Source organism: Mesorhizobium sp. LSJC285A00 (assembly GCF_000503155.1).
Classification (GTDB): Bacteria; Pseudomonadota; Alphaproteobacteria; order Rhizobiales; family Rhizobiaceae; genus Mesorhizobium.
In genome coordinates, this window is sequence record NZ_AYVK01000021.1 from 42331 (window position 1) to 68081 (window position 25751).

The window sequence follows — 25751 nt, forward strand, 5'->3', positions numbered from 1 at the left end:
AAAAATCCCGGCAGCAGACCGGACAGGCGCGAGCGGGTCTCGGCATGGAGCTGAAGCCCAGGGGAGGAAACATGGCTCAAGCACAGGAATTCGAGAAGGTTCTCTCGAGCAGCGACACAAGCGTTGCCGCCTTTGACGAGCACAAATCGGCCGTCAAGCGCATCCAGCATTTCCTGCACTCCACGCCGGCGGCGGTGCCGCTGATTGTGCTGGTCCTGTCGATCGTAATTTTCGGCATCGCCATTGGCGGGCGTTTCTTCTCATCCTATACGCTGACGCTGATCCTGCAGCAGATCGCCATCGTCGGCATCCTCGGTGCCGCGCAGACACTGGTCATCCTGACCGCCGGCATCGACCTGTCGATCGGCGTGATCATGGTGATTTCAGCCGTGATCATGGGCAATTGCGCGGTCAGCTACGGCATGCCGGCCGTGCTCGCAGTGCCCATCGGGCTTGCCGCCGGCGCAGCCTGCGGCCTGCTCAACGGTTTGCTGGTCGCCTACATGAAGCTGCCGCCGTTCATCGTCACGCTCGGCACCTGGAACATCGTCATGGCGACGAACTTCATCTATTCGGCCAACGAGACGATCCGCGATACCGATGTCGACGCCCAGGCGCCGCTGCTGCATCTCTTTGCCCTGAGTTTCAAGATCGGCACGGCGGTGCTGACACTGGGCGTCATCGCCACGGTCGTGCTCGTTTTGATCCTCTGGTACGTGCTCAATCACACCGCCTGGGGCCGCCATGTCTACGCCGTTGGCGATGATCAGGAGGCGGCGAAGCTGTCTGGTATCCAGACCAAGAAAGTGTTGATGACGGTCTACACCCTTGCCGGGTTGATCGCCGCTTTCGCTGCCTGGGTTTCCATCGGCCGCAACGGCTCGATCTCGCCGTCAGCCGCCGTCACCGACTACAACCTGCAGGCGATAACCGCGACGGTGATCGGCGGCATTTCACTGTTCGGCGGGCGCGGCTCAATTCTGGGCACCCTTTTCGGCGCGATGATCGTCGGCGTCGTCTCGATGGGCCTCAACATGCTGGGCGCCGATCCGCAATGGAAGGTGCTGCTCACCGGTGTGCTGATCATCGGCGCCGTGGCGATCGACCAATGGATCAGAAAGGTTTCGGCATGACCGTGGAACCCATCCTCACCGCGCGCGGCCTGATCAAGCGCTATGGCCGTGTCACCGCCCTCGACAATGCCGACTTCGACCTCTACCCCGGCGAAATCCTGGCCGTCATCGGAGACAATGGCGCCGGCAAATCATCGCTGATCAAGGCGATTTCCGGCGCCGCCGTGCCCGACGAAGGCGAGATCCGTCTTGAAGGCAAGGCTGTCGCTTTTAAATCGCCCATGGAGGCGCGCGAGGCGGGCATCGAGACGGTCTACCAAAACCTGGCTTTGTCGCCGGCCCTGTCGATCGCCGACAACATGTTCCTCGGCCGCGAGATCCGCAAACCCGGCTTCCTCGGCGACTGGCTTCGCATGCTGGACCGGCCGGCAATGGAAAAGCGCGCCCGCGACAAGCTGACCGAGCTTGGCCTGATGACCATCCAGAACATCAGCCAGGCGGTGGAAACGCTGTCGGGCGGCCAGCGTCAGGGCGTGGCGGTGGCGCGCGCCGCCGCTTTCGGCAGCCGCGTGGTGATCATGGACGAGCCGACCGCGGCACTCGGCGTCAAGGAGAGCCGCCGCGTGCTGGAACTGATCCTCGATGTCAAGAAAAGAGGCCTGCCGATCGTGCTGATCTCGCACAACATGCCGCATGTCTTCGAAGTGGCCGACCGTATCCATATCCATCGGCTGGGACGTCGCCTCTGCGTCATCGATCCCAAGCAATATACCATGTCCGACGCCGTCGCCTTCATGACGGGAGCGAAGGTTCCGCCGGAGGCTGCACTCGCTGCCTGATCCGCTCGACGGATAAATTGCCGCAGGGGAACTGGCGGCATGCTGGTCTAAATCGATTGAACGTATGTTGCGATGCACTAGGATAGGCTGGGACTGAGAGCGAAAGCCGGTATGATCGCAGCACGATCACGAGAGGCAGTATGACGCGAACAATGACAGCCAAAGCCCCCGATCTCGAAATACCCGATCCCAAGACGCTGGCCGACGAAGTCTTGCTGGCTCTCAAATACCGGGTCGGCAAAGGCACCTCCGTTGCCACGCAATATGATTGGCTGACAGCCTCGATCAAGGTCGTGCGCGACCGCATCGTCGATCACTGGATGCAGGCGACGCAGGAGGCCTACGCCCAGCAGGAAAAGCGCGTCTATTACCTGTCGCTCGAATTCCTCATCGGCCGGCTGATGCGCGATGCCTTCTCCAATCTCGGCCTGATGGACAATATGCGAGAAGCGCTCAAGTCGCTGGGCGTCGACCTCGACCTCATCGCCGGGCTCGAACCGGATGCAGCGCTCGGCAATGGCGGTCTTGGCCGGCTCGCCGCCTGCTTCATGGAAAGCATGGCGACCGTCGACATTCCCGCGCATGGCTACGGCATTCGCTACGCCAACGGCATGTTCCGCCAGGAGATCCATGATGGCTGGCAGGTCGAACTGCCCGAAACCTGGCTCGACCACGGCAACCCCTGGGAGTTCGAGCGGCGGGAGCGTGCCTTCGAGGTCGGCTTCGGCGGCTCGGTGGAATCGATCACCTCCAAGGATGGCCGGCTCGAACGTCACGTCTGGAAGCCGACCGAGCATGTCCAGGCCGTCGCCTACGACACCCCGGTGGTCGGCTGGCGCGCCAACCGCGTCAACACGCTGCGGCTTTGGTCCGGCATGCCGGTCGATCCGATCCTGCTCGACAAGTTCAACGCCGGCGACCACATCGGCGCGCTGGCCGAAAGCAACAAGGCCGATGCCTTGTCGCGTGTGCTTTACCCCGCAGATTCCCACAAGGCCGGCCAGGAACTGCGGCTGCGGCAGGAATATTTCTTCTCCACCGCGTCGCTGCAGGACATCGTCCAGCGCCATCTCAGCCAGTATGGCGATCTCGCCTCGCTGCCCGACAAGGCGGCGATCCATCTCAACGACACCCATCCGGCGATCGCCGTGCCGGAGCTGATGCGCCTGCTGATGGACGTCCATGGCATGGATTTCGACCAGGCCTGGGATATTACCAAGCGCACCTTCGGCTACACCAACCACACGCTGCTACCGGAGGCGCTGGAAAGCTGGCCGGTGCCGCTGTTCGAACGGCTTTTGCCGCGCCATATGCAGATCGTCTACGCCATCAATGCGCAGGTTTTGCTTGAGGCCCGCGCCACCAACCAGTTTTCCAATGAGCAGATCAGCCGCATCTCGCTGATCCAGGAAAATGGCGACCGCCGCGTGCGCATGGGTAACCTGGCCTTTGTCGGCTCGCACTCGATCAATGGCGTGTCGGCGTTGCACACCGAGCTGATGAAGGAGACGGTGTTTGCCGATCTCCACAAGCTCTATCCCGATCGCATCAACAACAAGACCAACGGAATCACGCCACGCCGCTGGCTGATCCAGTGCAATCCAGGCCTCACCGCGCTCGCCCGCGCGGCGATCGGGGACCGTTTCCTCGACGACATCGACGCCATCAAGGGGCTCGAAGCCTTTGCCGGTGACGCCGCCTTCCGCGACAAGTTCGCCGCCGTCAAGCGCTCCAACAAGATCAAGCTCGCCAATCTGGTCGCCGACCGGCTCGGCATCAAGCTCGACCCGTCGGCGCTGTTCGACATCCAGGTCAAGCGCATCCACGAATACAAGCGCCAGTTGCTCAACATCCTGGAAGCGATCGCGCTCTACGACCAGATCCGCTCGCATCCCGAACAGGACTGGATGCCGCGCGTCAAATTCTTCGGCGGCAAAGCGGCGCCCAGCTACCACAATGCCAAGCTGATCATCAAACTGGCCAACGACGTTGCCAAGGTCATCAACAGCGACCCGTCGGTGCGCGGCCTGCTGAAAGTGGTGTTCGTGCCGAACTACAATGTCAGCCTGGCCGAGGTGATGATGCCGGCCGCCGACCTGTCCGAGCAGATTTCGACTGCCGGCATGGAGGCGTCGGGCACCGGCAACATGAAGTTCGCGCTGAACGGCGCCTTGACCATCGGTACGCTCGACGGCGCCAATGTCGAGATCAAGGAATGCGTTGGCGACGACAACATCTTCATCTTCGGCCTGAGCACGGCGGAAGTCGCCGAGCGGCGCAGCAATGGCTACAACCCGCGCGCCGTGATCGAGGGCTCCCCTGAATTGGCGCAGGCTGTCGCCGCGGTATCGTCGGGCGTGTTCTCGCCCGACCAGCCGGATCGCTACCGCGAGCTGGTCGACGGTCTCTACAACAGCGACTGGTTCATGGTGGCGGCGGATTTCGACGCCTATGCCGCCGCCCAGCGCGATGTCGACGCCGTCTGGCGCAACAGCCCCGATTGGTACGCGCGCGCTATCCGCAACGTTGCCCGCGTCGGCTGGTTCTCTTCCGATCGCACGATCCGCCAATATGCGAAAGAAATCTGGAACGTGCCCGCCTGATATGATTGCATGAGGCCACGACAATGGGTCTTGTGCACAAGAACTGGTTCCCAGGGAGGGACACCGCCTGATGAAGAAACCGCGCGCGACCGCGACGACGAGCGGGTCGGACGGGCTGGCGTCAGCCGGCGATGTCGCCGCAATTGTTGCAGGCACGCATGGCGATCCTTTTGCAATCCTGGGCGTGCATGATGCCGGCAAGAGCCTGGTTGCCCGCTGCTTCGTCCCCAATGCCGAGTTCGTCACCGCATACACGCTGGCCGGCAAGAACGCCGGCGAACTCACGCGGTGCGACGACGCCGGTTTCTTCGAAGGCAGACTGTCAATCAAGAAGCGTCAGCCGCTGCGCTATCACGCCAAAAATGCCGGCGGCGACTGGTGGCTGACCGATCCCTATTCCTTCGGCCCGGTGCTCGGCCCGATGGACGACTACTATATCGCGCAAGGGTCGCACCTCAGGCTGTTCGACAAGCTCGGCGCCCATCTCCTCGACCATGAAGGCGCGTCGGGCGTCAATTTCGCCGTCTGGGCGCCCAATGCAAGGCGCGTCTCCGTGGTCGGCGACTTCAACGAATGGGACGGTCGCCGCCATACGATGCGGGACCGCCGCGACACCGGCATCTGGGAACTGTTCATTCCCGATATCGGCGCCGGCCACCCCTATAAATACGAGATCATTGCCCCGGACGGCGTGCGCCTGCCGCTCAAGGCCGATCCGTTCGCCTTCAAGTCGGAATTGCGCCCGGCCACAGCCTCAGTGACGGCGGTGCCGCCGGCGCATGAATGGGGCGACGAGGCGCATCGCAATTACTGGCGAAAGGCCGATCCCCGGCGCGAAGCCATATCGATCTACGAGGTCCATGCCGGTTCGTGGCAGCAGCACGATGATGGCAGCTTCCTGTCATGGGACGAACTCGCCAACCAGCTGATCCCCTATGCTGTCGAGACCGGCTTCACCCACATCGAGTTCCTGCCGATCTCCGAACATCCCTATGACCCGTCATGGGGTTATCAGACAACCGGACTTTATGCCCCCTCGGCGCGCTTCGGCGACCCCGACGGCTTCGCCCGTTTCGTCGACGGTGCGCACCGCGCCGGCGTCGGCGTCATCCTCGACTGGGTGCCGGCGCATTTCCCGGTCGACGCGCATGGCCTGGCCAATTTCGACGGCACAGCGCTCTATGAGCATGCCGATCCGCGCAAGGGTTTTCATCCCGACTGGAACACCGCGATCTACAATTTCGGCCGCCGCGAGGTGGTGTCGTTCCTGGTCAACAATGCGCTGTTCTGGGCCGAGAAATACCATGTCGACGGTTTGCGCGTCGACGCGGTGGCCTCGATGCTCTACCTCGATTATTCGCGCAAGGCCGGCGAATGGATCCCCAACGAGAAGGGCGGCCGCGAAAACCTCGAAGCGGTGTCCTTCCTGCAGAAGATGAACAGGGAGGTCTACGGCCACCATCCCGGCGTGATGACCATCGCCGAGGAATCGACCTCATGGCCGAAGGTCTCGGCCCCGGTGCATGAAGGCGGGCTGGGCTTCGGCTTCAAATGGAACATGGGCTTCATGCACGACACGCTGGAGTATTTCGCCAAGGAGCCGATCTTCCGCAAACATCACCACAACGACCTGACCTTCGGCCTGACCTACGCTTTCTCCGAGAATTTCGTGCTGCCGCTGTCCCATGACGAGGTCGTGCACGGCAAGGGCACGCTGCTCGGCAAGATGGCCGGCGACGACTGGCAGAAGTTCGCGACTTTGCGCGCCTTCTATGCCTTCATGTGGGGGTATCCCGGCAAGAAGCTGTTGTTCATGGGCCAGGAATTCGCCCAGCGCCGCGAGTGGAGCGAGGCGCGCGCGCTCGACTGGAACCTGCTCGACTTCCACCCGCATCGCGGCGTCTGGCAGACGGTGCGCGACCTCAACTATCTCTATCGCTCGCGCCCAGCGCTGCATGCACGCGACTGCGAGCCGGACGGCTTCTCCTGGCTGATCGTCGACGACAAGGAAAATTCGGTCTTCGCCTGGCTGCGCAGCGCGCCCGGCGGCAACCCGATCGCCGTCATTTCCAACTTCACGCCAGTGCCGCGCGACAATTATCGCGTGCCATTGCCCAAGGTCGGCAAATGGCGCGAAATCATCAACACCGACGCTTCGGACTACGGTGGTTCGGGCAAGGGCAATGGCGGTGTGGTCGAAGCCAGGGCGGAAGGAGGAGGCATTTCGGCAACGATGCTTTTGCCGCCGCTGTCGACGATCATGCTTGAACTCGTTGCGGACTAGGTCCGTCAACTCGTTTCGGATTAGGTCCGTCGACTCGTTGCGGACCGGGCGATGCTCCAGACTGGTAATTTGGGAGGGTAAAAAATGGCAGACTTGAAGAGAACCCAGCCGCTGGCGCGCGATGCCATGGCCTATGTGCTGGCCGGCGGCCGCGGCAGCCGGCTCAAGGAATTGACCGACCGCCGCGCCAAGCCGGCTGTCTATTTCGGCGGCAAGACGCGCATCATCGATTTCGCGCTGTCCAATGCGCTGAATTCCGGCATTCGCCGCCTCGGTGTCGCCACCCAGTACAAGGCGCATTCGCTGATCCGCCACCTGCAGCGCGGCTGGAACTTCCTGCGCCCGGAGCGAAACGAAAGCTTCGACATCCTCCCGGCCTCCCAGCGTGTCTCGGAAACCCAGTGGTATGAAGGCACCGCCGACGCCGTCTACCAGAACATCGACATCATCGAGGCCTATGGGCCCGAATACATGGTCATCCTGGCCGGCGACCATATCTACAAGATGGACTACGAGTTGATGCTGCGCCAGCACGTCGATGCCAATGCCGACGTCACCGTCGGTTGCCTCGAAGTGCCGCGCATGGAAGCGACCGGCTTCGGTGTCATGCATGTCGACGGCAAGGACAACATCATCGCCTTCGTCGAAAAGCCCGCCGACCCGCCCGGCATTCCCGACAAGCCGGAATTCGCGCTGGCCTCCATGGGCATCTATGTCTTCAAGACCAAGTTCCTGATGGAACAGTTGCGCCGCGATGCGGCCGAGCCAGGCTCCAGCCGCGACTTCGGCAAGGACATCATCCCCTACATCGTCCAGCACGGTAAGGCGATCGCGCATCGCTTCGCCAAATCCTGCGTGCGCTCGACGGCCGAGAACGAGGCCTATTGGCGCGATGTCGGCACGGTCGACGCCTACTGGGAAGCCAATATCGACCTGACCGACATTACCCCCGAACTCGACCTCTACGACCGTGACTGGCCGATCTGGACCTATGCCGAATTGAAGCCGCCGGCAAAGTTCGTGCATGACGAGGATGGCCGGCGCGGTTCGGCCGTGTCCTCGCTGGTCTCAGGCGATTGCATCGTCTCGGGTGCTTCGCTGAAGCGCAGCTTGATCTTCACCGGGGCGCGCATCAACTCCTATTCGACGCTGGAAGAGGTCGTCATGCTGCCCGACGTTCATGTCGGCCGGAACGCAAAGTTGAAGCGCGTCGTCATCGACCACGGTGTAAGGATACCGGAGGGGCTGGTGGTTGGCGAAGACCCTGTTCTCGACGCCAAGCGTTTCCGGGTCTCGGAAAAGGGCATCTGCCTGGTCACGCAGGACATGATCGACAAGCTGAAGCTGTAAGACGGGATACCATAAACGCATGCAGGTTCTGTCGGTCACGCCCGAGATATTCCCGCTGATCAAGACCGGCGGACTTGCCGATGTGACCGGTGCATTGCCGATCGCGCTGGCCGCCAAGGGCGTGACCATGCGCACGCTCATCCCCGGCTTTCCCCAGGTGATGGACGCCTTCAAGAAAAAGAAGGCTGTCTACCAATACCCGCTGCTGCAGGGCGGCAAGGCTTCGGTCCATGCCGTCAAGATCGCCGGGCTCGACCTGTTCGTGCTCGACGCGCCGCATCTCTACGACCGTCCCGGCGGCCCTTACGGCAATGCGGCCGGCGCCGATTGGCCCGACAATTGGCGGCGCTTCGCAGCGTTGAGCCAGGTCGGCGGCGATATCGCCGGCGGCGCCATCTCCGGCTACCAGCCCGACCTGGTGCACGCCCATGACTGGCAGTCGGCGATGACGCTGGCTTACATGCGCTACGGCAAGGCGGTCGGCGTACCGTCGCTGATCACCGTTCACAACCTTGCCTTCCAGGGTCAGTTCGGCGCCGGCATTTTTGGCGAGCTCGGCTTGCCGGCCGCGGCGATGGCGCTTGACGGCGTCGAATATTATGGCGGCGTCGGCTTCCTCAAGGCCGGCCTGCAGGCGGCCTGGGCGATCACCACGGTGAGCCCCACCTATGCCCAAGAAATCCGCTCGCCGGAATTCGGCATGGGCCTCGACGGCCTCATCAACATGCGCTCTTCCGACCTCTACGGCATCGTCAACGGCATCGACACCGACATCTGGAACCCGGAGACTGACAAGCATCTGGTGTCGGCCTACTCCGCCGCGACGCTGAAGGCTCGCCTTCCCAACCGGGCGGTTGTCGAGGACCGCTTCAGCCTCGAGCGCGACGACAGTCCGATCGTCTGCGTCGTCAGCCGGCTGACCTGGCAGAAGGGCATGGACATACTGGCGGCTGTGGTCGATGGCGTCGTCGCCACCGGCGCGCGGCTGGCGATCCTTGGCTCAGGCGACGCCGGCCTGGAAGGCGCGCTGCTGGCTGCCACCGCCCGCCATCGCGGCCGTGTCGGCGTCGTCGTCGGCTATGACGAGGGGCTTTCCCACGCCATGCAGGGCGGCTGCGACGCCATCGTCATCCCGTCGCGCTTCGAGCCTTGCGGGCTGACCCAGCTTTACGGCCTGCGCTATGGCTGCGTGCCGGTCGTCGCCCGCACCGGCGGCCTTGCCGACACCATCATCGACGCCAATGAAGCAGCGATCTCGGCCGGTGTCGCCACCGGCTTCCAGTTCGCGCCCAACAATGGCGGCGCCATGCTGCACGCCATCCGCCGGCTGGTCGATGCGCATTCGAGCCCGGCCGTCTGGGAACAGATCCAGCGCCAGGGTATGAAGGCCGATGTCTCCTGGGACAAGAGCGCCGACAAATACGTTGAACTCTACCGCCTGCTGCTTTCGAAAAGGGTTGCCTGAAGCATGATCCGGACCGTCGCCACCAAACCCTATCTCGACCAGAAACCCGGCACGTCCGGCCTGCGCAAGAAGGTGCCTGTCTTTCAGCAGGAGCACTATGCCGAGAACTTCATCCAGTCGATCTTCGACGCGCTGGAGGGCTTTGAGGGCAAGACGCTGGTGATCGGCGGCGACGGCCGCTTCTACAACCGCGAGGTCATCCAGAAGGCCATCGCCATGGCGGCGGCCAACGGCTTCGGCAAGGTGATGGTCGGGCAGGGCGGCATATTGTCGACGCCGGCGGCGTCGCATGTCATCCGCAAATACAAGACCTTCGGCGGCATCATCCTGTCGGCCAGTCACAATCCGGGCGGCCTGCACGAGGATTTCGGCATCAAGTACAATGCCGGCAATGGCGGCCCGGCGCCGGAAAAGCTGACCGACGCGATCTTCGAAAAGACCAAGACGATTTCGAGCTTCAAGACCGCCGACATCGACCAGATCGACATCGACAAGATCGGCACGGTGACCGCCGGCGGCATGGCGGTCGAGATTATCGACCCGGTCACCGACTATGCCGAATTGATGGAGAGCCTGTTCGACTTCGACGCCATCCGCGCCAATTTCAAATACGGCTTCCGCATGCGCTTCGACGCCATGCATGCGGTCACCGGCCCGTATGCCAAGGAAATTCTCGAGCGCCGGCTCGGCGCGGAGAATGGCACCTGCCGCAACTACAAGCCGCTGCCGGATTTTGGCGGCCATCACCCGGATCCGAACCTGGTCCACGCCAAGCATCTCTATGACGAGATGATGGGACCGGATGCGCCCGATTTCGGGGCGGCTTCCGACGGCGACGGTGACCGCAATCTCATCATCGGCAAGGGCATTTTCGTCACCCCGTCGGATTCGGTGGCCATGCTTGCCGCCAATGCGCAGTTGGCGCCCGGCTACAAGGACGGCCTCAAAGGCATCGCCCGCTCGATGCCGACCAGCGGCGCGGCCGACCGCGTCGCCGAAAAGCTCGGCATCGGCATCTACGAAACGCCGACCGGTTGGAAGTTCTTCGGCAATCTGCTCGATGCCGGCATGGCAACGATCTGCGGCGAGGAAAGCGCCGGCACGGGCTCGAACCATGTCCGTGAAAAGGACGGGCTGTGGGCGGTGCTGTTGTGGCTGAACATCCTGGCCGTGCGCGGCGAAAGCTGCAAGGACGTCGTCACCGAACATTGGGCGACCTACGGCCGCAATTACTATTCACGTCATGACTATGAGGAGGTCGAAACCGAGCGCGCCAACGCCTTGGTCGACGAGTTGCGCGCCAAGCTCGCTTCGCTGCCCGGCACCAGCGTGCGCGGACTGAAGATCGCCAATGCTGACGACTTCGCCTATCACGATCCCGTCGACGGTTCGGTGAGCAAGAACCAGGGCATCCGCATCCTGTTCGAAGGCGGCTCGCGTGTCGTGTTTCGTTTGTCCGGCACCGGCACGTCGGGTGCTACGCTGCGCGTCTACATCGAGCGCTACGAGCCGGACAGAGCGCGGCATGATCTCGACACGCAAGAGGCGCTCGCTGACCTGATCGCGGCTGCCGATGATATCGCCGGGATCAAGAGCCACACCGGGCGCAACAAGCCGAGCGTGATTACTTGAGGGTGGTGACGTCTTTACCCTCCCCCTTGTGGGGAGGGTCGATCCGCGCAGCGGATCGGGTTGGGGGTGCTCGTAAAGCGCTTTCCCCGCGCCGACCCCCACCCCGCTCACTTCGTTCGCGACCCTCCCCACAAGGGGGAGAGTGGAGGATGCGCCGATGACCCAGCTCGGCGCAACCGTCACTCCCGAAGGCATCCGCTTCGCCGCCTGGTCGTCATCCGCGCGGCGCCTGTGGGTGTCGATCTTCGACGACACCGGCGCCCGTGAAATCGACCGGCTCGAACTTCAGCCGGAAAGCGAGGGCGTCCATGCGCTGTTCGTCGCCGGCCTTGCCGCGGGTACGCGCTACGGCTTTCGCGCCGACGGCGAATATGCGCCGGAGCGCGGGCTGTGGTTCGATCCCGACAAGCTGCTCACTGATCCCTACGCCGTCGAGATAGACCGGCCCTACCAGCATCATTGGCGGCTTGCCGCCCGGCGCAACGAAGGCGCCGACACCGCGCCACTGATGCCGAAGACCATCGCGCGGGCTCAACCGAAGCCGCTGCCGGCCAAGCCGCCTTTGTTCCAGCCAGGCGGCCTGATCTACGAACTGAACGTCCGCTCCTTCACCAGGCTGCATCCGGACGTGCCCGAAGCGCAGCGCGGCACCATTGCAGCCCTTGCCCATCCGGCTATCGTCGAACATCTCAAGAAGATCGGCGTCTCCGCCGTTGAGCTGATGCCCGTGACGGCATGGGTCGATGAGCGCCATTTGCCGCCGCTGGGCCTCAGCAATGCCTGGGGCTACAACCCAGTCACCTTCATGGCGCTCGACCCGCGCCTGGCGCCCGGCGGCCTCGCCGAGTTGCGCGATACTGTGGGGGTGCTGCGCAGGGTTGGCATTGGCACCATCCTCGATCTCGTCTTCAATCATACCGGCGAAAGTGACCGGCTCGGGCCGACGCTGTCGCTGCGCGGCCTCGACAATCAAGCCTACTACCGCAGCGAGCCGGACGGCAGGTTGGCCAACGATACCGGCACCGGCAATACCATCGCCTGCGACCATCCGGTCGTTCGTGACATGGTACTCGACACGCTGCGCCATTTCGTCCGCCAAGCCGGCGTCGACGGTTTCCGCTTCGACCTGGCGCCGGTCCTCGGTCGCGTCGATGGCGCATTCGATCCGGCAGCCCCGTTGCTCGAAACCATCGCAACCGATCCCATCCTTGCCGACAGGGTGCTGATCGCCGAGCCCTGGGACATCGGCCCGAATGGCTATCAGCTCGGCAATTTCCGGCCGCCTTACCTCGAATGGAACGACCGCTACCGCGACGACGTCAGGCGCTTCTGGCGCGGCGATGCCGGCACGGTCGGTGCGCTGGCGACAAGGCTCGCCGGCTCCTCCGATGTGTTCGGCAGGGAGGGCCAATCCGCCAGCCGCACGGTCAACTTCATCGCCGCGCACGATGGCATGACGCTGGCCGATATCGTCGCTTATGAAGCCAAGCACAACCAAGCCAATGGCGAGAAGAACCGCGACGGCCACAATGAGAACCTGTCCTGGAACAACGGCGTCGAGGGCGAAACCTCGGACAAGGCGATTGCCGAGGCCCGTTCCCATGATCGCTTCGCGCTGCTCGCCACTCTGTTTGCCACGCGCGGCACCATCATGCTGACGGCGGGCGATGAATTCGGCCGCACGCAAGGGGGCAACAACAACGCCTATGCGCAGGACAACGCCATCACCTGGCTCGACTGGGCCGGGCGCGACGTCGGGCTGGAAGCCCATGTGTCCGCGCTCGCAGCTCTGCGCGGCGCGGTGCCGGCGCTTTCCGATACGCGCTTCCTGACCGGAGAGCCGCCGCCCGGTTCTGAAACGCCCGACGTCGCCTGGCTGACCGAGACCGGCGCGCCGCTCGGCGAAGCCGACTGGAACGATGGCTCGCGCCATCGCCTCGTCATGCTGCTCGGCGATGGCGGGGAAGGCCGCCTGGCTGTGATCGTCAATGGCGATCGCCGCCAATGCGTCTTCACGCTGCCCGCGCGGCAAGGGTTTGAATGGCAGCCGGCTGTTGAAGCGCAAGCGGTCGACCTCGCGTGGCCGCTGCCCGGCCGCAGTGTCAGTTTCATGATCGAGCGCCGGACCGCAAAGGCCCGCGCCAGGAAGGGTCCGTGATGGCCGACGACAATGCCCAGCCGGGACCCGAACAGAGCGCCGACTGGTGGCGCGGCTGCGTCATCTACCAGATCTATCCTCGCTCCTTCCAGGACACCACCGGCGACGGCAGCGGCGACCTCTCAGGCATCACCTCACGGCTGGCGCACGTCGCCTCGCTCGGCGTCGACGCCGTCTGGCTGTCGCCCTTCTTCAAATCGCCAATGGCCGATATGGGCTACGACGTCTCCGACTATCAGGCGGTCGATCCGATGTTCGGCACGCTCGACGACTTTGACGCGCTGGTTGCCGAGGCGCACAGGCTCGGCCTGAAGGTGATCATCGATCAGGTGTTGTCGCACTCCTCCGACAAGCACGAATGGTTTGTAGAGAGCCGTGCCAGCAAGGATAATCCCAAGGCTGACTGGTATGTCTGGGCCGACACCAGGCCGGACGGCAACGCGCCCAACAACTGGCTGTCGGTCTTCGGCGGCCCGGCCTGGGAGTGGGACGCGACCCGCCGGCAATACTACATGCACAATTTCCTCGCCTCGCAGCCGGACCTCAACTTCCACAATCCTAAGGTTCAAGACGCGTTGTTGCAGACGGTGCGGTTCTGGCTCGAGCGCGGCGTCGACGGCTTCCGCCTGGATACGGTCAACTACTATGTCCACGACCGCTGGCTGCGCAGCAATCCGCCGCTGGCGTCGAGCGTCGCCGGCACCAACGGCGAAACCAACACCTATCTCTTCCAGGAGCATCTGTTCGACAAGACGCAACCGGAAAACCTCGGTTTCCTCAGGCGCTTCCGCGCTTTGCTCGACGAATATGACGGCCGCGCCAGTGTCGGCGAGGTCGGCGACGAAGGCCGTTCGCTGCAGACGCTGGCCGCCTACACATCCGGCGGCGACAAGCTCAACATGTGCTACACCTTCGACCTGCTCGGTCAGCAATTCTCAGCCGCCCATGTGCGCGGCTGCGTCGAGGCCTTCGAGGCAGCTGTCGCCGACGGCTGGGTCTGCTGGGCATTCTCCAACCACGATGTCGTGCGCCATGTCAGCCGCTGGACGCGGCCGGGCGGCGATCCAGATGCGGTGGCGACATTCGCTATCGCTTTGCTCTCCTGCCTGCGGGGCTCGATCTGTCTCTACCAAGGCGAAGAGCTTGGGCTGGAGGAGGCGGAACTGACCTTCGAGGATCTGCGCGATCCCGTCGGCATCCGTTTCTGGCCGGGGGTCAAAGGCAGGGACGGCTGCCGCACACCGATGGTCTGGGAGGCGGGCGCCGACAATGCCGGTTTTTCCTCGGGAAAACCCTGGCTGCCGGTGCCGGAAAGCCACCGCGCTCGGGCGGTCGATATCCAGAACGCCGACGACAAGTCCGTGCTCGCCGGCTACCGGACGATGCTCGCCTTGCGCAAGGCGCACCTGGCGCTGGTCAAGGGCCCGATCCGCTTTCTCGATACCGAGGGCGATGTCCTTGCCTTCATCCGGCAGGGCGAGGACGAGACATTGCTCTGCGTCTTCAATTTCGCCGACAAGCCGGCCGACTGGCCACTGCCGCCGGATCTCCAGCCTGTCGAGGCGATCGCTCTGGGTGGCGGTGCCGTCCTGCAGGAGGAGGGGCTGTCGCTGCAGGCCCTGGGCTGGTTTGTCGGCAAGGTAGGCTGATCTTTCAGGGACGCCGTCCGGCGTCAACAAAGATCGTGTCCGCATGCAACCATGCCGAGTGATCCGTGCAACGCCACCGGCGCCACGTTTTTCATTTTCGGGCTTCTTCGGTACTTTCGTCGAGCTTGGCCACGAACGGCATTCCTGAAATGTTTCCAGATGGTTGCGCTAATGACAACTGCTGAGGGCAAAACCTAAAGTTACAGGACAACCACAAGTTGCATCCAATTGGACCTTGTAATATAGATTAGCTATGGCTGGTTTAGGGTGAGGATGCTCACTTAGCGTCAAGCAAGACTCGGTTGAAATAATATTTCCGTCTGTCTAGTCTCCTGCCACCAGCTGCCGGAACGGGAACCGGCGGCGCGCTCGAAGGGGCCAGAAATCGGTTCCGGGGCGTCAACACTCGTAAGGCGCAGCCGATGGGCAGCGCCACAGGGAGAGACTTCATGCTGAAAAATATGCTGAAGGCGACGCTTGTCGCCGCGACCATGACCTTTGCCGCAGGCACGTTCCTGACGCCGGCCCTTGCCGAGACCGTCTATAACAGAGGCAGCGCCGCCGAAGCGGAGACGGTCGATCCGCACAAGACCTCGACCGTCTACGAAGCCGATATCATACGCGACCTGTTCCAGGGACTGGTCATGCACGATCAGAAGACGAACCTCATCCCGGGCGCCGCCGAAAGCTGGACGGTATCGGATGACGGCACCGTCTACACCTTCAAGCTGCGCAAGGACGGCTTGTGGTCGGATGGCAGCCCGGTGACGGCTGACGATTTCGTCTATTCCTTCCGTAGGCTGGAGGATCCAGCGACCGCCGCCGAATACGCTTCCATGCTCTATCCCGTGAAGAACGCCGAGGAAGTCAACACCAAGAAAGGCAAGCCCGAGGACATGGGCGTCAAGGCGATCGACGCCAACACCCTGGAAGTGACGCTGAAGGCGCCGACGCCATACTTCCTGGAGATGCTGACCCACCAGGCTACCTACCCGGTCAACAAGGCCTCGATCGACAAGCTCGGCGCCGACTGGATCAAGGCGGGCAATCTCGTTTCGAACGGCGCCTATACATTGGCCGAGTGGATTCCCAACGACCACATGAAGCTGGTCAAGAATCCGAAATTCTGGGATGCCGCGACCGTCAAGATGGACGTCGTCAACTACATCCCGACCGAAGACCGCTCTTCGGCGATGAAGCGCTTCGAGGCAGGCGAACTCGACAGCTACGGCGACCTGCCGACCGAACAGCTCGCTGACCTCAAGACCAAGTTCGGCGATCAGGTCCGCGTCGGACCGTATCTCGGCACCTATTATTACGCGATCAAGACCGACAAGGCGCCCTGGGACAATGTCGAGCTGCGCAACGCCATCTCGATGGCTATCGACCGCGACTTCCTGGCCGAAAAGGTCTGGCAGAATTCCATGCTGCCTGGCTATTCGATGGTGCCTCCGGGCATCGCCGGCTACACGCCGGCAATGGCCAAATACGCCGACATGCCGCAGATCGACCGCGAGGACGCCGCCAAGAAGATCCTTGAGAAACTCGGCTATACGCCCGAGCATCCGCTGAAGATGGAGATCCGCTACAACACCTCGGAAAACCACAAGAACACCGCGGTTGCCATCCAGGAACAGTTGAAGCCGCTTGGCGTCGAGATCACGCTGCTCAACACCGATACCAAGACCCACTATTCCTTCCTCGAGCAGAAGGGCAACTACGACGTGGCGCGTGCCGCCTGGATCGCCGACTACAAGGATCCCGAGACCTTCCTCGGCATCACCCGCAAGGCCAGCGGCAACAACTATTCGAACTACGTCAGCCCGGCATATGAGGCGGCCATGGACAAGGCCGCGGCTGCCGGCGGCAAGCCGGAAGAGCGCATGAAGGACCTCACTGAGGCCGAGCGCATCCTTGTCGATGACGTCGGCAACATTCCGCTTCTCTACTACAGCTTCCACGATATCGTTTCCTCGAAGCTGCATGGCTTCGATGACAATGTGATGGACATCCATCCGTCCCGCTTCGTCTCCAAGGACTGATAATCATCCTTGACTGGACCGCCGCGCCCCATTTGGGCGCGGCGGACTGGTCGGTCATCGCACCGGTCCGAAAGTCGTGGTCGATTTTCGGCAAGCCCGGTGCGAAGATTTGGCGCCGGAGCGTGGCAATGCGTCCGCATGGACGTATGTCGCTCTGGCCGAAGCGGGGCGCCGATGCTGCGATACATCTTACGGCGGCTTCTGACCGCCATTCCGACGCTGTTCGTCATCGTGACCATGGCGTTCTTCCTGATACGCGTCGCACCGGGCGGCCCCTTCAATCAGGAGCGGGGCCTCAGTCCCGAGATCAGGGCCAATCTGGAAACACAGTTCGGCCTCGACGATCCGCTCTGGCTGCAATATGCCCACTATCTCGGCAATCTTCTGCGCGGCAATTTCGGGCCGAGCTACAATTTGCCTGACTTCACCGTCACCGAACTGTTTGCCAAGGGGCTGCCGATATCGGTCCAGCTCGGCACCTCGGCGCTGATCCTGGCGCTGCTGCTTGGTTCGGTGCTCGGCACCATCGCCGCGCTCAACCAGAACAAGCTTGGCGACTATACGGTGATTGCGCTGGCGACCGCCGGCAGCACTATCCCCACCTTCGTCATCGCTCCTGTGATTCAGCTGGTGTTCGGATTGACCTGGAAGCTGTTGCCGATCGGCGGCTGGGGTGATGGCGCATTAATCAACAAGATCGGCCCGGTGCTGACGCTGGCCTTGCCGCAGATCGCCATCGTTGCCCGCCTGATGCGCGGGTCGATGATCGAGAGCTTGCGTTCGCATCATATCCGAACGGCGCGTGCGCTCGGCCTCTCCGACTGGTCGGTGGTGGTCAAGCACGCGCTGCGCGGCGCCATCCTGCCGATCGTTTCCTTCACCGGCCCCGCAGCCGCGGCGCTGCTCACCGGTTCGGTCATCGTCGAGACCATCTTCTCCATTCCCGGTGTCGGCCGCTATTTCGTCGATGCCGCGCTCAACCGCGACTACACGCTGGTGATGGGGACCGTGGTGGTGATCGCGCTCTTCACCATCGTCTTCAACCTGATCGTCGACGTCATGTACGCGGTCGTCGACCCGAGGGTACGCTATGACTGAGGGTGCGCTATGACTGACATCACAGCCGCCGCCGCTCCGCCGGCCGTCGTCGGCCGCTCGCTCTGGGGCGACGCATGGGCGCGCCTCAAAGCCAACCGCGCCGCCATGTTCAGCCTCTATTACCTGGCCTTCATTGGCGTCATCAGCATCTTCGGCCCCTGGTTCGTGCCGCATCAGTACACCACCATCTATGCCGACTATGTGCGCACGCCGCCAAGCTTTTCAGCCTATCCGAAGCCCGACATGATCGAGACGGCGCTCAAGGATGCCATCAAGCGCATGCGCGTCGACATCAAGGAGTGGAAACTGGACGGCAGTCGCGTCACCGTCACCGTCACCTCGACCAAACCGATCGACGACCGCAACATCCGCTATCTTGACCGCTCCGATGCCTTCGACGATACCAAGATAGAGAGCAAATCGGCCGACGGGCTCGAATTGACTATGACTGCGTCGGTCAAACAGCAGTACTTCCTGTTCGGCACCGACAACACCGGTCGCGATCTTCTCTCGCGAACGCTGATGGCAGGGCGCATCTCGCTGGCCATCGGCCTGCTTGCCGGCATTGTCGCGGTGGTCATCGGCGTCCTCTACGGGGCGGCGGCCGGCTTTTCCGGCGGCAAGATCGACGAGGTGATGATGCGCATCGTCGACGTGCTCTATTCTTTGCCCTTCATTTTCTTTGTCATCATGCTGGTGGTGTTCTTCGGCCGCAACTTCGTGCTGATGTTCCTGGCGGTGGGAGCGGTGCTGTGGCTCGACATGGCGCGCATCGTGCGCGGCCAGGCGCTGTCGATCCGGCGGCAGGAGTATGTCCAGGCGGCCGAAGCCATGGGCGTCGGCCAGCGCGGCATCCTGCTGCGCCATGTCATCCCCAATCTGCTCGGACCAGTGGTGATCTACATGACGCTGCTGGTGCCGCAGGTCATCATCCTGGAAAGCTTTCTGTCCTTCCTCGGCCTTGGCGTGCAGGAACCGATGACCAGCTGGGGCGTGCTCATCTCCGTCGGCGCCAAGAACATCGGCACCGCCAACTGGCTGCTTTTGTTCCCCGCCTTCTTCCTCGTGTCGACGCTGTTTGCGCTGAACTTCGTCGGCGACGGCCTGCGCGATGCGCTCGATCCGAGAGACCGATAATATGGGGACCAAATAAAATGGGGACCGTTGCGATGGAAACGCCCGAAACGATCCTCAGCGTCAAGGACCTTCGCGTCCGTTTCCGCACGCTCGACGGCGCGGTCGAAGCGGTCAAGGGCATCAACATCCACGTCAAGGCAGGGGAAACCGTTGCCGTGGTCGGCGAATCCGGATCCGGCAAGAGCCAGACCATGATGGCGGCGATGAGCCTGCTGGCGTCCAATGGCGAGGCGACGGGTCACGTCGATTATCGCGGCCGCAACCTTTTGACCATGAGCAAGCCCGACCTCAACAAGGTGCGCGGCGCCAAGATCAGCATGATCTTCCAGGAGCCGATGACCTCGCTCGATCCACTCTATTCGATCGGCAACCAGCTTATCGAACCGATTCGCAAGCACCGCGGGCTGAACGCAGCCGAGGCACGGAACGAGGCGCTCAAGCTGCTGCGGCTTGTGCATATTCCCGATCCCGAGCGGCGGATGAAATCCTATCCGCACGAAATGTCGGGTGGCCAGCGCCAGCGCGTCATGATCGCCATGGCATTGGCCAACGACCCCGACATCCTGATCGCCGACGAGCCGACGACGGCGCTCGACGTCACCATCCAGGCGCAGATCCTGGTGCTGCTCGCCGAACTGCAGCGCAAGCTCGGCATGGCCATCGTCTTTATCACCCACGATCTCGGCATCGTCCGGCGCTTTGCCGACCGCGTCTATGTCATGCGCTATGGCGAGGTGGTCGAGGAAGGCGAGGCGGAAGCACTTTTCGCCAACCCGCAGCATGCCTATACCAAAATGCTGCTGGCCGCCGAACCGACCTGCACCAAGGCGGCGCCGCCGTCCAGCGCTCCTGTGCTGCTGGAGGGCCGCAATGTCGAAGTGACCTTCAAGATCGGCGGCGGCTTCCTTGCCGGCGAACCGCTGCTGCTACGCGCCGTCGATCACATTTCGATCCGGCTGAAGCGCAACCAGACCATCGGTATAGTCGGCGAATCCGGTTCGGGAAAATCGACGCTCGGCCGCGCACTTCTGCGCCTGTTGCCCAGCGACGGTGTCATCCGCTTCGGCGACCGCGACATCTCCACCGCCGACCGCCAGGCGATGCGGCCGCTGCGGCGGGAGATGCAACTCGTCTTCCAGGATCCGTTCGGCTCGCTGTCGCCGCGCATGACCGTCGGCCAGATCATCACCGAAGGGCTTCTGGTGCATGAGCCGAACCTGTCAGGCAAGCAACGCGATCAGCGCGCCGTCGAGGCTTTGCTCGAGGTCGGACTCGATCCCAACGCACGCAACCGCTACCCGCACGAATTCTCCGGCGGCCAGCGCCAGCGCATCGCCATCGCGCGTGCCGTGATCCTGAAGCCTAAACTGGTGGTGCTGGACGAGCCGACTTCGGCGCTCGACCGCTCGGTGCAGAAGCAGATCGTCGAATTGCTGCGCAAGCTGCAGGCCGACCACGAACTGTCCTACCTCTTCATCAGCCACGATCTCTCCGTGGTGCGCGCCATGGCCGACTACATCATCGTCATGAGGCAGGGCAAGATCGTCGAGGAAGGGCCGACGGAAGAGATCTTCAGCAACCCGAAGGCGGCCTACACGCAGACGCTGATGGCTGCGGCGATCGATGTGACCCGGTTCCGGTTGAGTGCTTGAGATAGTAGCGTGAGGTTAATCAACAGGGCAGGGCCGAATCGCTCAGCCCGCTGACCTGGGGCATCGGCTGGTCCTCGTGGCGACAATGGCCGCCTCGCGCTCTTTCAGCCGTTCGATCCTGGCCGTCTCGCGGTTGGCGACGGCGCTCTTGACGCGTGCCCCGCCGAGCAGCCAGTTCGGCACGCTGGTGTTGGTGACCTTGCCGCGGGTGATGGCGGTCTGCGAGATTTCGCGCGCGGTATCGCCCACCGCATTATTGAGCTCGGCGCATGTCATGCGGTCGTATTTCGCCGGGTTGACCGCGCTGCCCAGCGATGAGCAGCCTGCCATCAGGAAAAGAACAAGCATCGCTGACAGCCGGCCTGCGCTTGAAATAAACAAATTCATCTTCCGCAAACCTCGTTCCGGCCGCTGTCTCGGCGGCATTCCTATTATCGAGGTAGCGCGGATGGTTGTCGCGTCAAAACACCATGCTGACAGCGAACGCCGACGCGGCCGGTTTGCATCAAGCTATCTTGTGGGTCGGGAGAACAAACACCTAAGTGTCTGTTTTTTCTGGTCGGAGTGGCAGGATTTGAACCTGCGACCCCCTCGTCCCGAACGAGGTGCGCTACCAGGCTGCGCTACACTCCGTGACCAGACCGCGGGCTTATAGCCGCCGCATACCGTTCCTGCAAGCGGCAATGGCAGCGCTTCTGTCGCATTTCGTTGGCTTTCGTTGGGCATTGCCGCAAAGCTTGGCTTTCCCTCCCGGGATAAACCCGGCTTAAAGCCTTGTGTGCTAAGTCGCAGCCTCGATAAATCGTGCTTTCGCCATCTGGAGCTCTGCTGCCTTGTCCCTGAAAATCGTAGGCGACGCCCGGTCCAACAGTTTCGAATTCGAAACCGAAGCGCTGATCAAGGCGTCCGGCTTTCGCGAATACGACGCGCGCTGGTGGTTTGGCCATGCCGGCTCCGCGCAACGGCCGGACCTGAACCTGATCGGCGTCCAAGCGTTGGGCATGGGCCTGGGCACCTTGATCCGCCGTCTTGGCGCGGGTCCCGACATCGTCACCGGGCATGATTTCCGCTCCTATTCGCTTGCCATCAAGCTGGCGCTGGTTTCCGGCCTGATGGCTGCGGGCGCAAAGGTGAAAGACATTGGCCTGGCGCTGTCGCCCATGGCCTACTTCGCCCAGTTCGCGCTCGACGTGCCATCCGTCGCCATGGTCACGGCGTCGCACAACGAGAATGGCTGGACCGGAGTCAAGATGGGTGCGGCGAGGCCGCTCACCTTCGGACCGGAGGAGATGAGCGCACTGAAACAGATCGTGCTGTCGAGCGACTTCGATCTCGCCGGCGGCGGCTGCTACGATTTCGTCTCCGGTTTTCGCGAGACCTATCTCGACGACCTGACCCAGGACAAGCGCATCGCACGCAAGATCAGGGTTGTGGCGGCTTGCGGCAACGGCACCGCCGGCGCCTTCGCGCCGCAGGCGCTGGAGCGCATCGGCTGCGAGGTGATCCCGCTCGATGTCGAGCTCGACCACACTTTTCCGCGCTATAACCCCAACCCCGAAGACATGCAGATGCTGCACGCCATCCGCGACAAGGTGCTGGAGACCGGCGCCGATGTCGGGCTGGGCTTCGACGGCGACGGCGACCGTTGCGGCGTGGTCGACAATGAGGGCAACGAGATCTTCGCCGACAAGGTCGGCGTCATGCTCGCGCGCGATATCTCCAGCCAGCATCCCGGCTCGACCTTCGTCGTCGATGTCAAATCGACCGGCCTGTTCAACACCGACAGCGTTTTGCGTGGCAACGGCGCGAAGACAGATTACTGGAAGACCGGCCATTCCTACATCAAGCGCCGCGTCGCCGAGCTTGGCGCCGTCGCCGGCTTCGAGAAGTCGGGCCATTTCTTCTTCAATCCGCCGATCGGCCGCGGCTATGATGACGGTCTCATCACGGCAATAGCCATATGTGAGATGCTCGTCCGCAACCCCACAAGTTCGATGGCCGATCTCTATCGCGCGCTGCCGCTGACCTTCGGCACGCCGACCATGTCGCCGCATTGCGCCGACGATGTGAAATACGGCGTGGTCGATCGGGTGGTGGCGGACTTCCAGGCGATGCAGCGCGCCGGCAAGACTTTTGCCGGCCAGAAGATCGCCGAGCTGATCACCGTCAACGGCGTGCGCGTCGTGGCCGAGGATGGCACCTGGGGGCTGGTGCGGGCGTCGTCGAACAAGCCGGAGCTTGTCGTGGTTGTCGAAAGCCCGGTATCGTCCGAGCGCCGCCGGCAGATGTTCGACGCCGTCGACGCCGTGCTGCGCCGCAGCCCCGAAGTCGGCGCTTACAACCAGACGTTCTGATTGGACCTTTCATGACCGAGCGCATCGTCAGTTTTGTCATGAGCGGCGGTGTCGGTTCGCGGCTGTGGCCGCTGTCACGCGAGGACAACCCGAAACAGTTCCACGATCTTTCCGGCGACGGCTCGATGCTGGCCAAGACACTGCGCCGGCTGACGGCGCGGCCGGAGGGCGAAACGCCGATCTTCCTGATCGCCGCCGAGCGCCATGCCGAGCGCGTGCATGCCGACCTTGCCGGCCTCGACCTCGCCGGCGGTGGCCCGCTGTTCGAGCCGACCGGGCGCAACACGGCTGCCGCCGTGGCGCTGGCCGCGCTGCGCACATTGTCGGAGTTCGGCGACAGCCTGGTGCTGGTGGTGCCGTCAGACCACGAAATCGCCACGCCCAAGCAGTTCTGGCAGAGCGTCGAGGCGGGCAGCCAGGCAGCGCTTGCCGGCCGTCTGGTGGTGTTCGGCATCAAGCCGACGCAGCCCGAGACCGGCTATGGGTATATCGAAGTCGCAGCCGAAAGCGGCGGCGTCTTCGACGTGTCGCGCTTCGTCGAAAAGCCCGACCTCGCCACTGCGCAGAGCTATCTCAGTGCGGGCACCTTCTACTGGAACACCGGCATTTTCCTATTTCGCGCCGGCGCCATGCGCGACGCATTTGCGGCCTTCCAGCCCGACATCTGGCAGGCCACCGAAGCGGCCTACAAGGCAGCAACGAGCGACCTGTCCGGCCTCTATATGCCGCTCGACCTCTACGCCGCCATCCCGTCGAACTCGATCGACTACGCCATCATGGAACGGGCCAAGGACATCGCCATGGTGCCGGCCGGCTTCCGCTGGAACGACCTCGGCTCCTGGCAGTCGCTGCTTGATGTCGGCCCTGCCGACGCCAAGGGCAATGTCGTCGTCGGCGATGTCGTCGCCATCGATTGCGAGAACTCCTACATCCGCAGCGACGGCCGGCTTTTGTCGGCGATCGGCATGAAGGATGTCGCCATCGTCTCGACCGCGGACGCCACCTTCGTTGCCCCGGTCAGTCACAGCCAGCACGTCAAGAAGATCGTCGAGCAGCTGGAAAAGTCGGGCCGGCTGGAAACCAGGTTCACCCCGGCACACGACCGCGTCATCGAGAGCGGCGCCTGGCGTCGGCGCGTGCATCACTGGCTGTTCGAGGAGACCTTGCCGCTGTGGTCGACTTCAGGCGTCGATGAGCGTCATGGCGGTTTCCACGAGGCGCTCGGCTTCGACGGCGAGGCGCTGTTGAAGCCCAAGCGCATGCGCACGACGGCGAGGCAAGTCTACGCCTTCGCCGTTGCCAAGGCCCGCGGCTGGGACGGTCCAGCCGATCGCCTGATCTCCCATGGCATCGCCTTCATGGCCGGCAAGGGCCGCACGGACCGGGGCGGCTGGGTGCGCACGCTCAATGTCGACGGCTCCGTCGCCGACCCAACCGAGGATGCCTACGACCATTCCTGCGTGCTGCTGGCGCTGGCGCATGCGCATATGTGCGGCGATCCGGATGCGCTGCGGCTGGGCCAGGAGACCTTCGTGTTCCTCGACGCGCATCTCGAGGACAGCCGCATGACCGGCTTTCTCGAGACATCCGATGGCGAGGGCGAGCGGCGCTCCAACCCGCATATGCATCTGCTCGAGGCCTTCCTCGCCTGGTATAAGGCGACCGGCGACCGCACCTATCTGCGCCGCGCCGCGCGCATCATCGACCTTTTCCGCAGTCATTTCTTCGATGCCGAGAGCTGGACGCTGGGCGAATATTTCGACGCCGGGTGGAAGCCGGCCGCCGGCGAGAAGGGCACATGGACCGAGCCCGGCCATCATTTCGAATGGGCCTCGCTGCTCACCGATTTCGTCGCCCGCAGCGGCCAGGGCGAGTTGAGCAATTTTGCCCGCAAGCTCTACGCCTCGGCCATCGCCAACGGCCTCAACCGCGCCACCGGCCTTGCCTACGGTGCGGTCTCCCGGCAGGGCCTGCCGCTCGACCTCGTATCGCGCAGCTGGCCGCAGGCGGAAGCGATCAAGGCGGCGATTGCGCTGGATGGCTCGGGCGGTCCCGACCTCAAGCCCGAAATCGAGGCGCGCGTCGGCCGGCTATTCCGCTGGCACATCGACCCGGCGCCGCTCGGCCTGTGGATCGACCGCATCGACGAACGCGGCCGCTCCTTGGCATCGGACGTGCCGGCCAGCATCTTCTATCATCTGGTCTGCGCGCTGACGCAGTATCTGGACGGCACGGCGCAGAAGGGGTGAGGCGTTGGAGCTGCCAATCTCCCCCCTTGCGGGGGAGATGCCTGGCAAGGCAGAGGGGGGTGCTGTCCCGCCGACGTCTCAGCTACTCGAAGATCAGACCAAAGGTGGCGATCCGTCACACCCCCCTCTGGCCTGCCGGCCATCTCCCCCGCAAGGGGGGAGATCA

The 25751-nt window shown here is 63.3% G+C and carries 16 protein-coding genes and 1 tRNA gene; 15 read left to right on the forward strand and 2 right to left on the reverse strand.

The window, feature by feature from the left end; translation table 11 throughout:
* Positions 1–71 precede the first annotated feature (71 nt).
* The 13 genes from X726_RS151285 (at position 72) to X726_RS151225 (ending at position 20982) form a co-directional block, all read left to right on the forward strand.
* Positions 72–1133 carry an ABC transporter permease gene (locus X726_RS151285; RefSeq protein ID WP_023670725.1) on the forward strand — a complete coding sequence of 354 codons (1062 nt, stop codon included), beginning with the start codon at positions 72–74 and terminating at the stop codon, positions 1131–1133.
* A complete protein-coding gene (locus tag X726_RS151280; RefSeq protein ID WP_023670726.1) occupies positions 1130–1912 on the forward strand; it encodes an ATP-binding cassette domain-containing protein in 783 nt (260 codons plus the stop codon). The genes X726_RS151285 and X726_RS151280 overlap by 4 nt, the downstream gene beginning before the upstream one ends.
* Before the next feature lie 140 nt (positions 1913–2052).
* Complete coding sequence (locus tag X726_RS151275) at positions 2053–4515, forward strand: glycogen/starch/alpha-glucan phosphorylase (RefSeq protein WP_023670727.1); 2463 nt, start codon at positions 2053–2055, stop codon at positions 4513–4515.
* A 70-nt stretch (positions 4516–4585) separates the two neighbouring features.
* Positions 4586–6799: a 1,4-alpha-glucan branching protein GlgB gene (glgB, locus tag X726_RS151270; RefSeq protein ID WP_023670728.1), complete on the forward strand. Its 2214-nt coding sequence runs from the start codon at positions 4586–4588 to the stop codon at positions 6797–6799.
* A gap of 84 nt (positions 6800–6883) precedes the next feature.
* On the forward strand, positions 6884–8149 hold the full coding sequence (gene glgC, locus X726_RS151265; protein ID WP_023670729.1) for a glucose-1-phosphate adenylyltransferase: 1266 nt from the start codon (positions 6884–6886) through the stop codon (positions 8147–8149).
* Between the two features lie 19 nt (positions 8150–8168).
* The gene (gene glgA / locus X726_RS151260) at positions 8169–9614 is read left to right on the forward strand and encodes a glycogen synthase GlgA (protein ID WP_023670730.1); all 1446 of its coding nucleotides are present in this window, start codon (positions 8169–8171) and stop codon (positions 9612–9614) included.
* 3 nt (positions 9615–9617) lie between these two features.
* A complete protein-coding gene (locus X726_RS151255) occupies positions 9618–11246 on the forward strand; it encodes an alpha-D-glucose phosphate-specific phosphoglucomutase (protein WP_023670731.1) in 1629 nt (542 codons plus the stop codon).
* 157 nt (positions 11247–11403) lie between these two features.
* A complete protein-coding gene (gene glgX / locus X726_RS151250; RefSeq protein WP_023670732.1) occupies positions 11404–13404 on the forward strand; it encodes a glycogen debranching protein GlgX in 2001 nt (666 codons plus the stop codon).
* A complete protein-coding gene (locus X726_RS151245; protein ID WP_023670733.1) occupies positions 13404–15053 on the forward strand; it encodes an alpha-glucosidase family protein in 1650 nt (549 codons plus the stop codon). Before glgX ends, X726_RS151245 begins: the two co-directional genes overlap by 1 nt.
* A 449-nt stretch (positions 15054–15502) precedes the next feature.
* Positions 15503–17095 (forward strand): peptide ABC transporter substrate-binding protein, encoded by a 1593-nt coding sequence (locus X726_RS151240; protein WP_023670734.1) that lies wholly within the window; start codon positions 15503–15505, stop codon positions 17093–17095.
* A 174-nt stretch (positions 17096–17269) separates the two neighbouring features.
* Entirely contained in the window at positions 17270–18193 is a 924-nt protein-coding gene (locus tag X726_RS151235; protein ID WP_023670735.1) for an ABC transporter permease subunit, read from the forward strand.
* A gap of 9 nt (positions 18194–18202) precedes the next feature.
* A complete protein-coding gene (locus X726_RS151230; RefSeq protein ID WP_023670736.1) occupies positions 18203–19330 on the forward strand; it encodes an ABC transporter permease subunit in 1128 nt (375 codons plus the stop codon).
* 32 nt (positions 19331–19362) lie between these two features.
* On the forward strand, positions 19363–20982 hold the full coding sequence (locus tag X726_RS151225) for an ABC transporter ATP-binding protein (RefSeq protein WP_023670737.1): 1620 nt from the start codon (positions 19363–19365) through the stop codon (positions 20980–20982).
* Between the two features lie 42 nt (positions 20983–21024).
* Here the strand turns inward: X726_RS151225 and X726_RS151220 are convergent, their stop codons facing one another.
* Together X726_RS151220 and X726_RS151215 are read right to left on the reverse strand one after the other, a co-directional pair.
* Positions 21025–21330: a hypothetical protein gene (locus X726_RS151220; protein WP_245262528.1), complete on the reverse strand. Its 306-nt coding sequence runs from the start codon at positions 21328–21330 to the stop codon at positions 21025–21027.
* 208 nt (positions 21331–21538) lie between these two features.
* A tRNA-Pro gene (locus X726_RS151215) sits at positions 21539–21615 on the reverse strand.
* A 200-nt stretch (positions 21616–21815) separates the two neighbouring features.
* Between X726_RS151215 and X726_RS151210 the strand changes: the two genes are divergently transcribed.
* Both X726_RS151210 and X726_RS151205 read left to right on the forward strand, forming a co-directional pair.
* Positions 21816–23336, forward strand: a complete 1521-nt coding sequence (locus tag X726_RS151210) for a phosphomannomutase/phosphoglucomutase (RefSeq protein WP_023670739.1) — start codon at positions 21816–21818, stop codon at positions 23334–23336.
* 11 nt (positions 23337–23347) lie between these two features.
* The gene (locus tag X726_RS151205) at positions 23348–25585 is read left to right on the forward strand and encodes a mannose-1-phosphate guanylyltransferase/mannose-6-phosphate isomerase (RefSeq protein WP_023670740.1); all 2238 of its coding nucleotides are present in this window, start codon (positions 23348–23350) and stop codon (positions 25583–25585) included.
* Positions 25586–25751 lie beyond the last annotated feature (166 nt).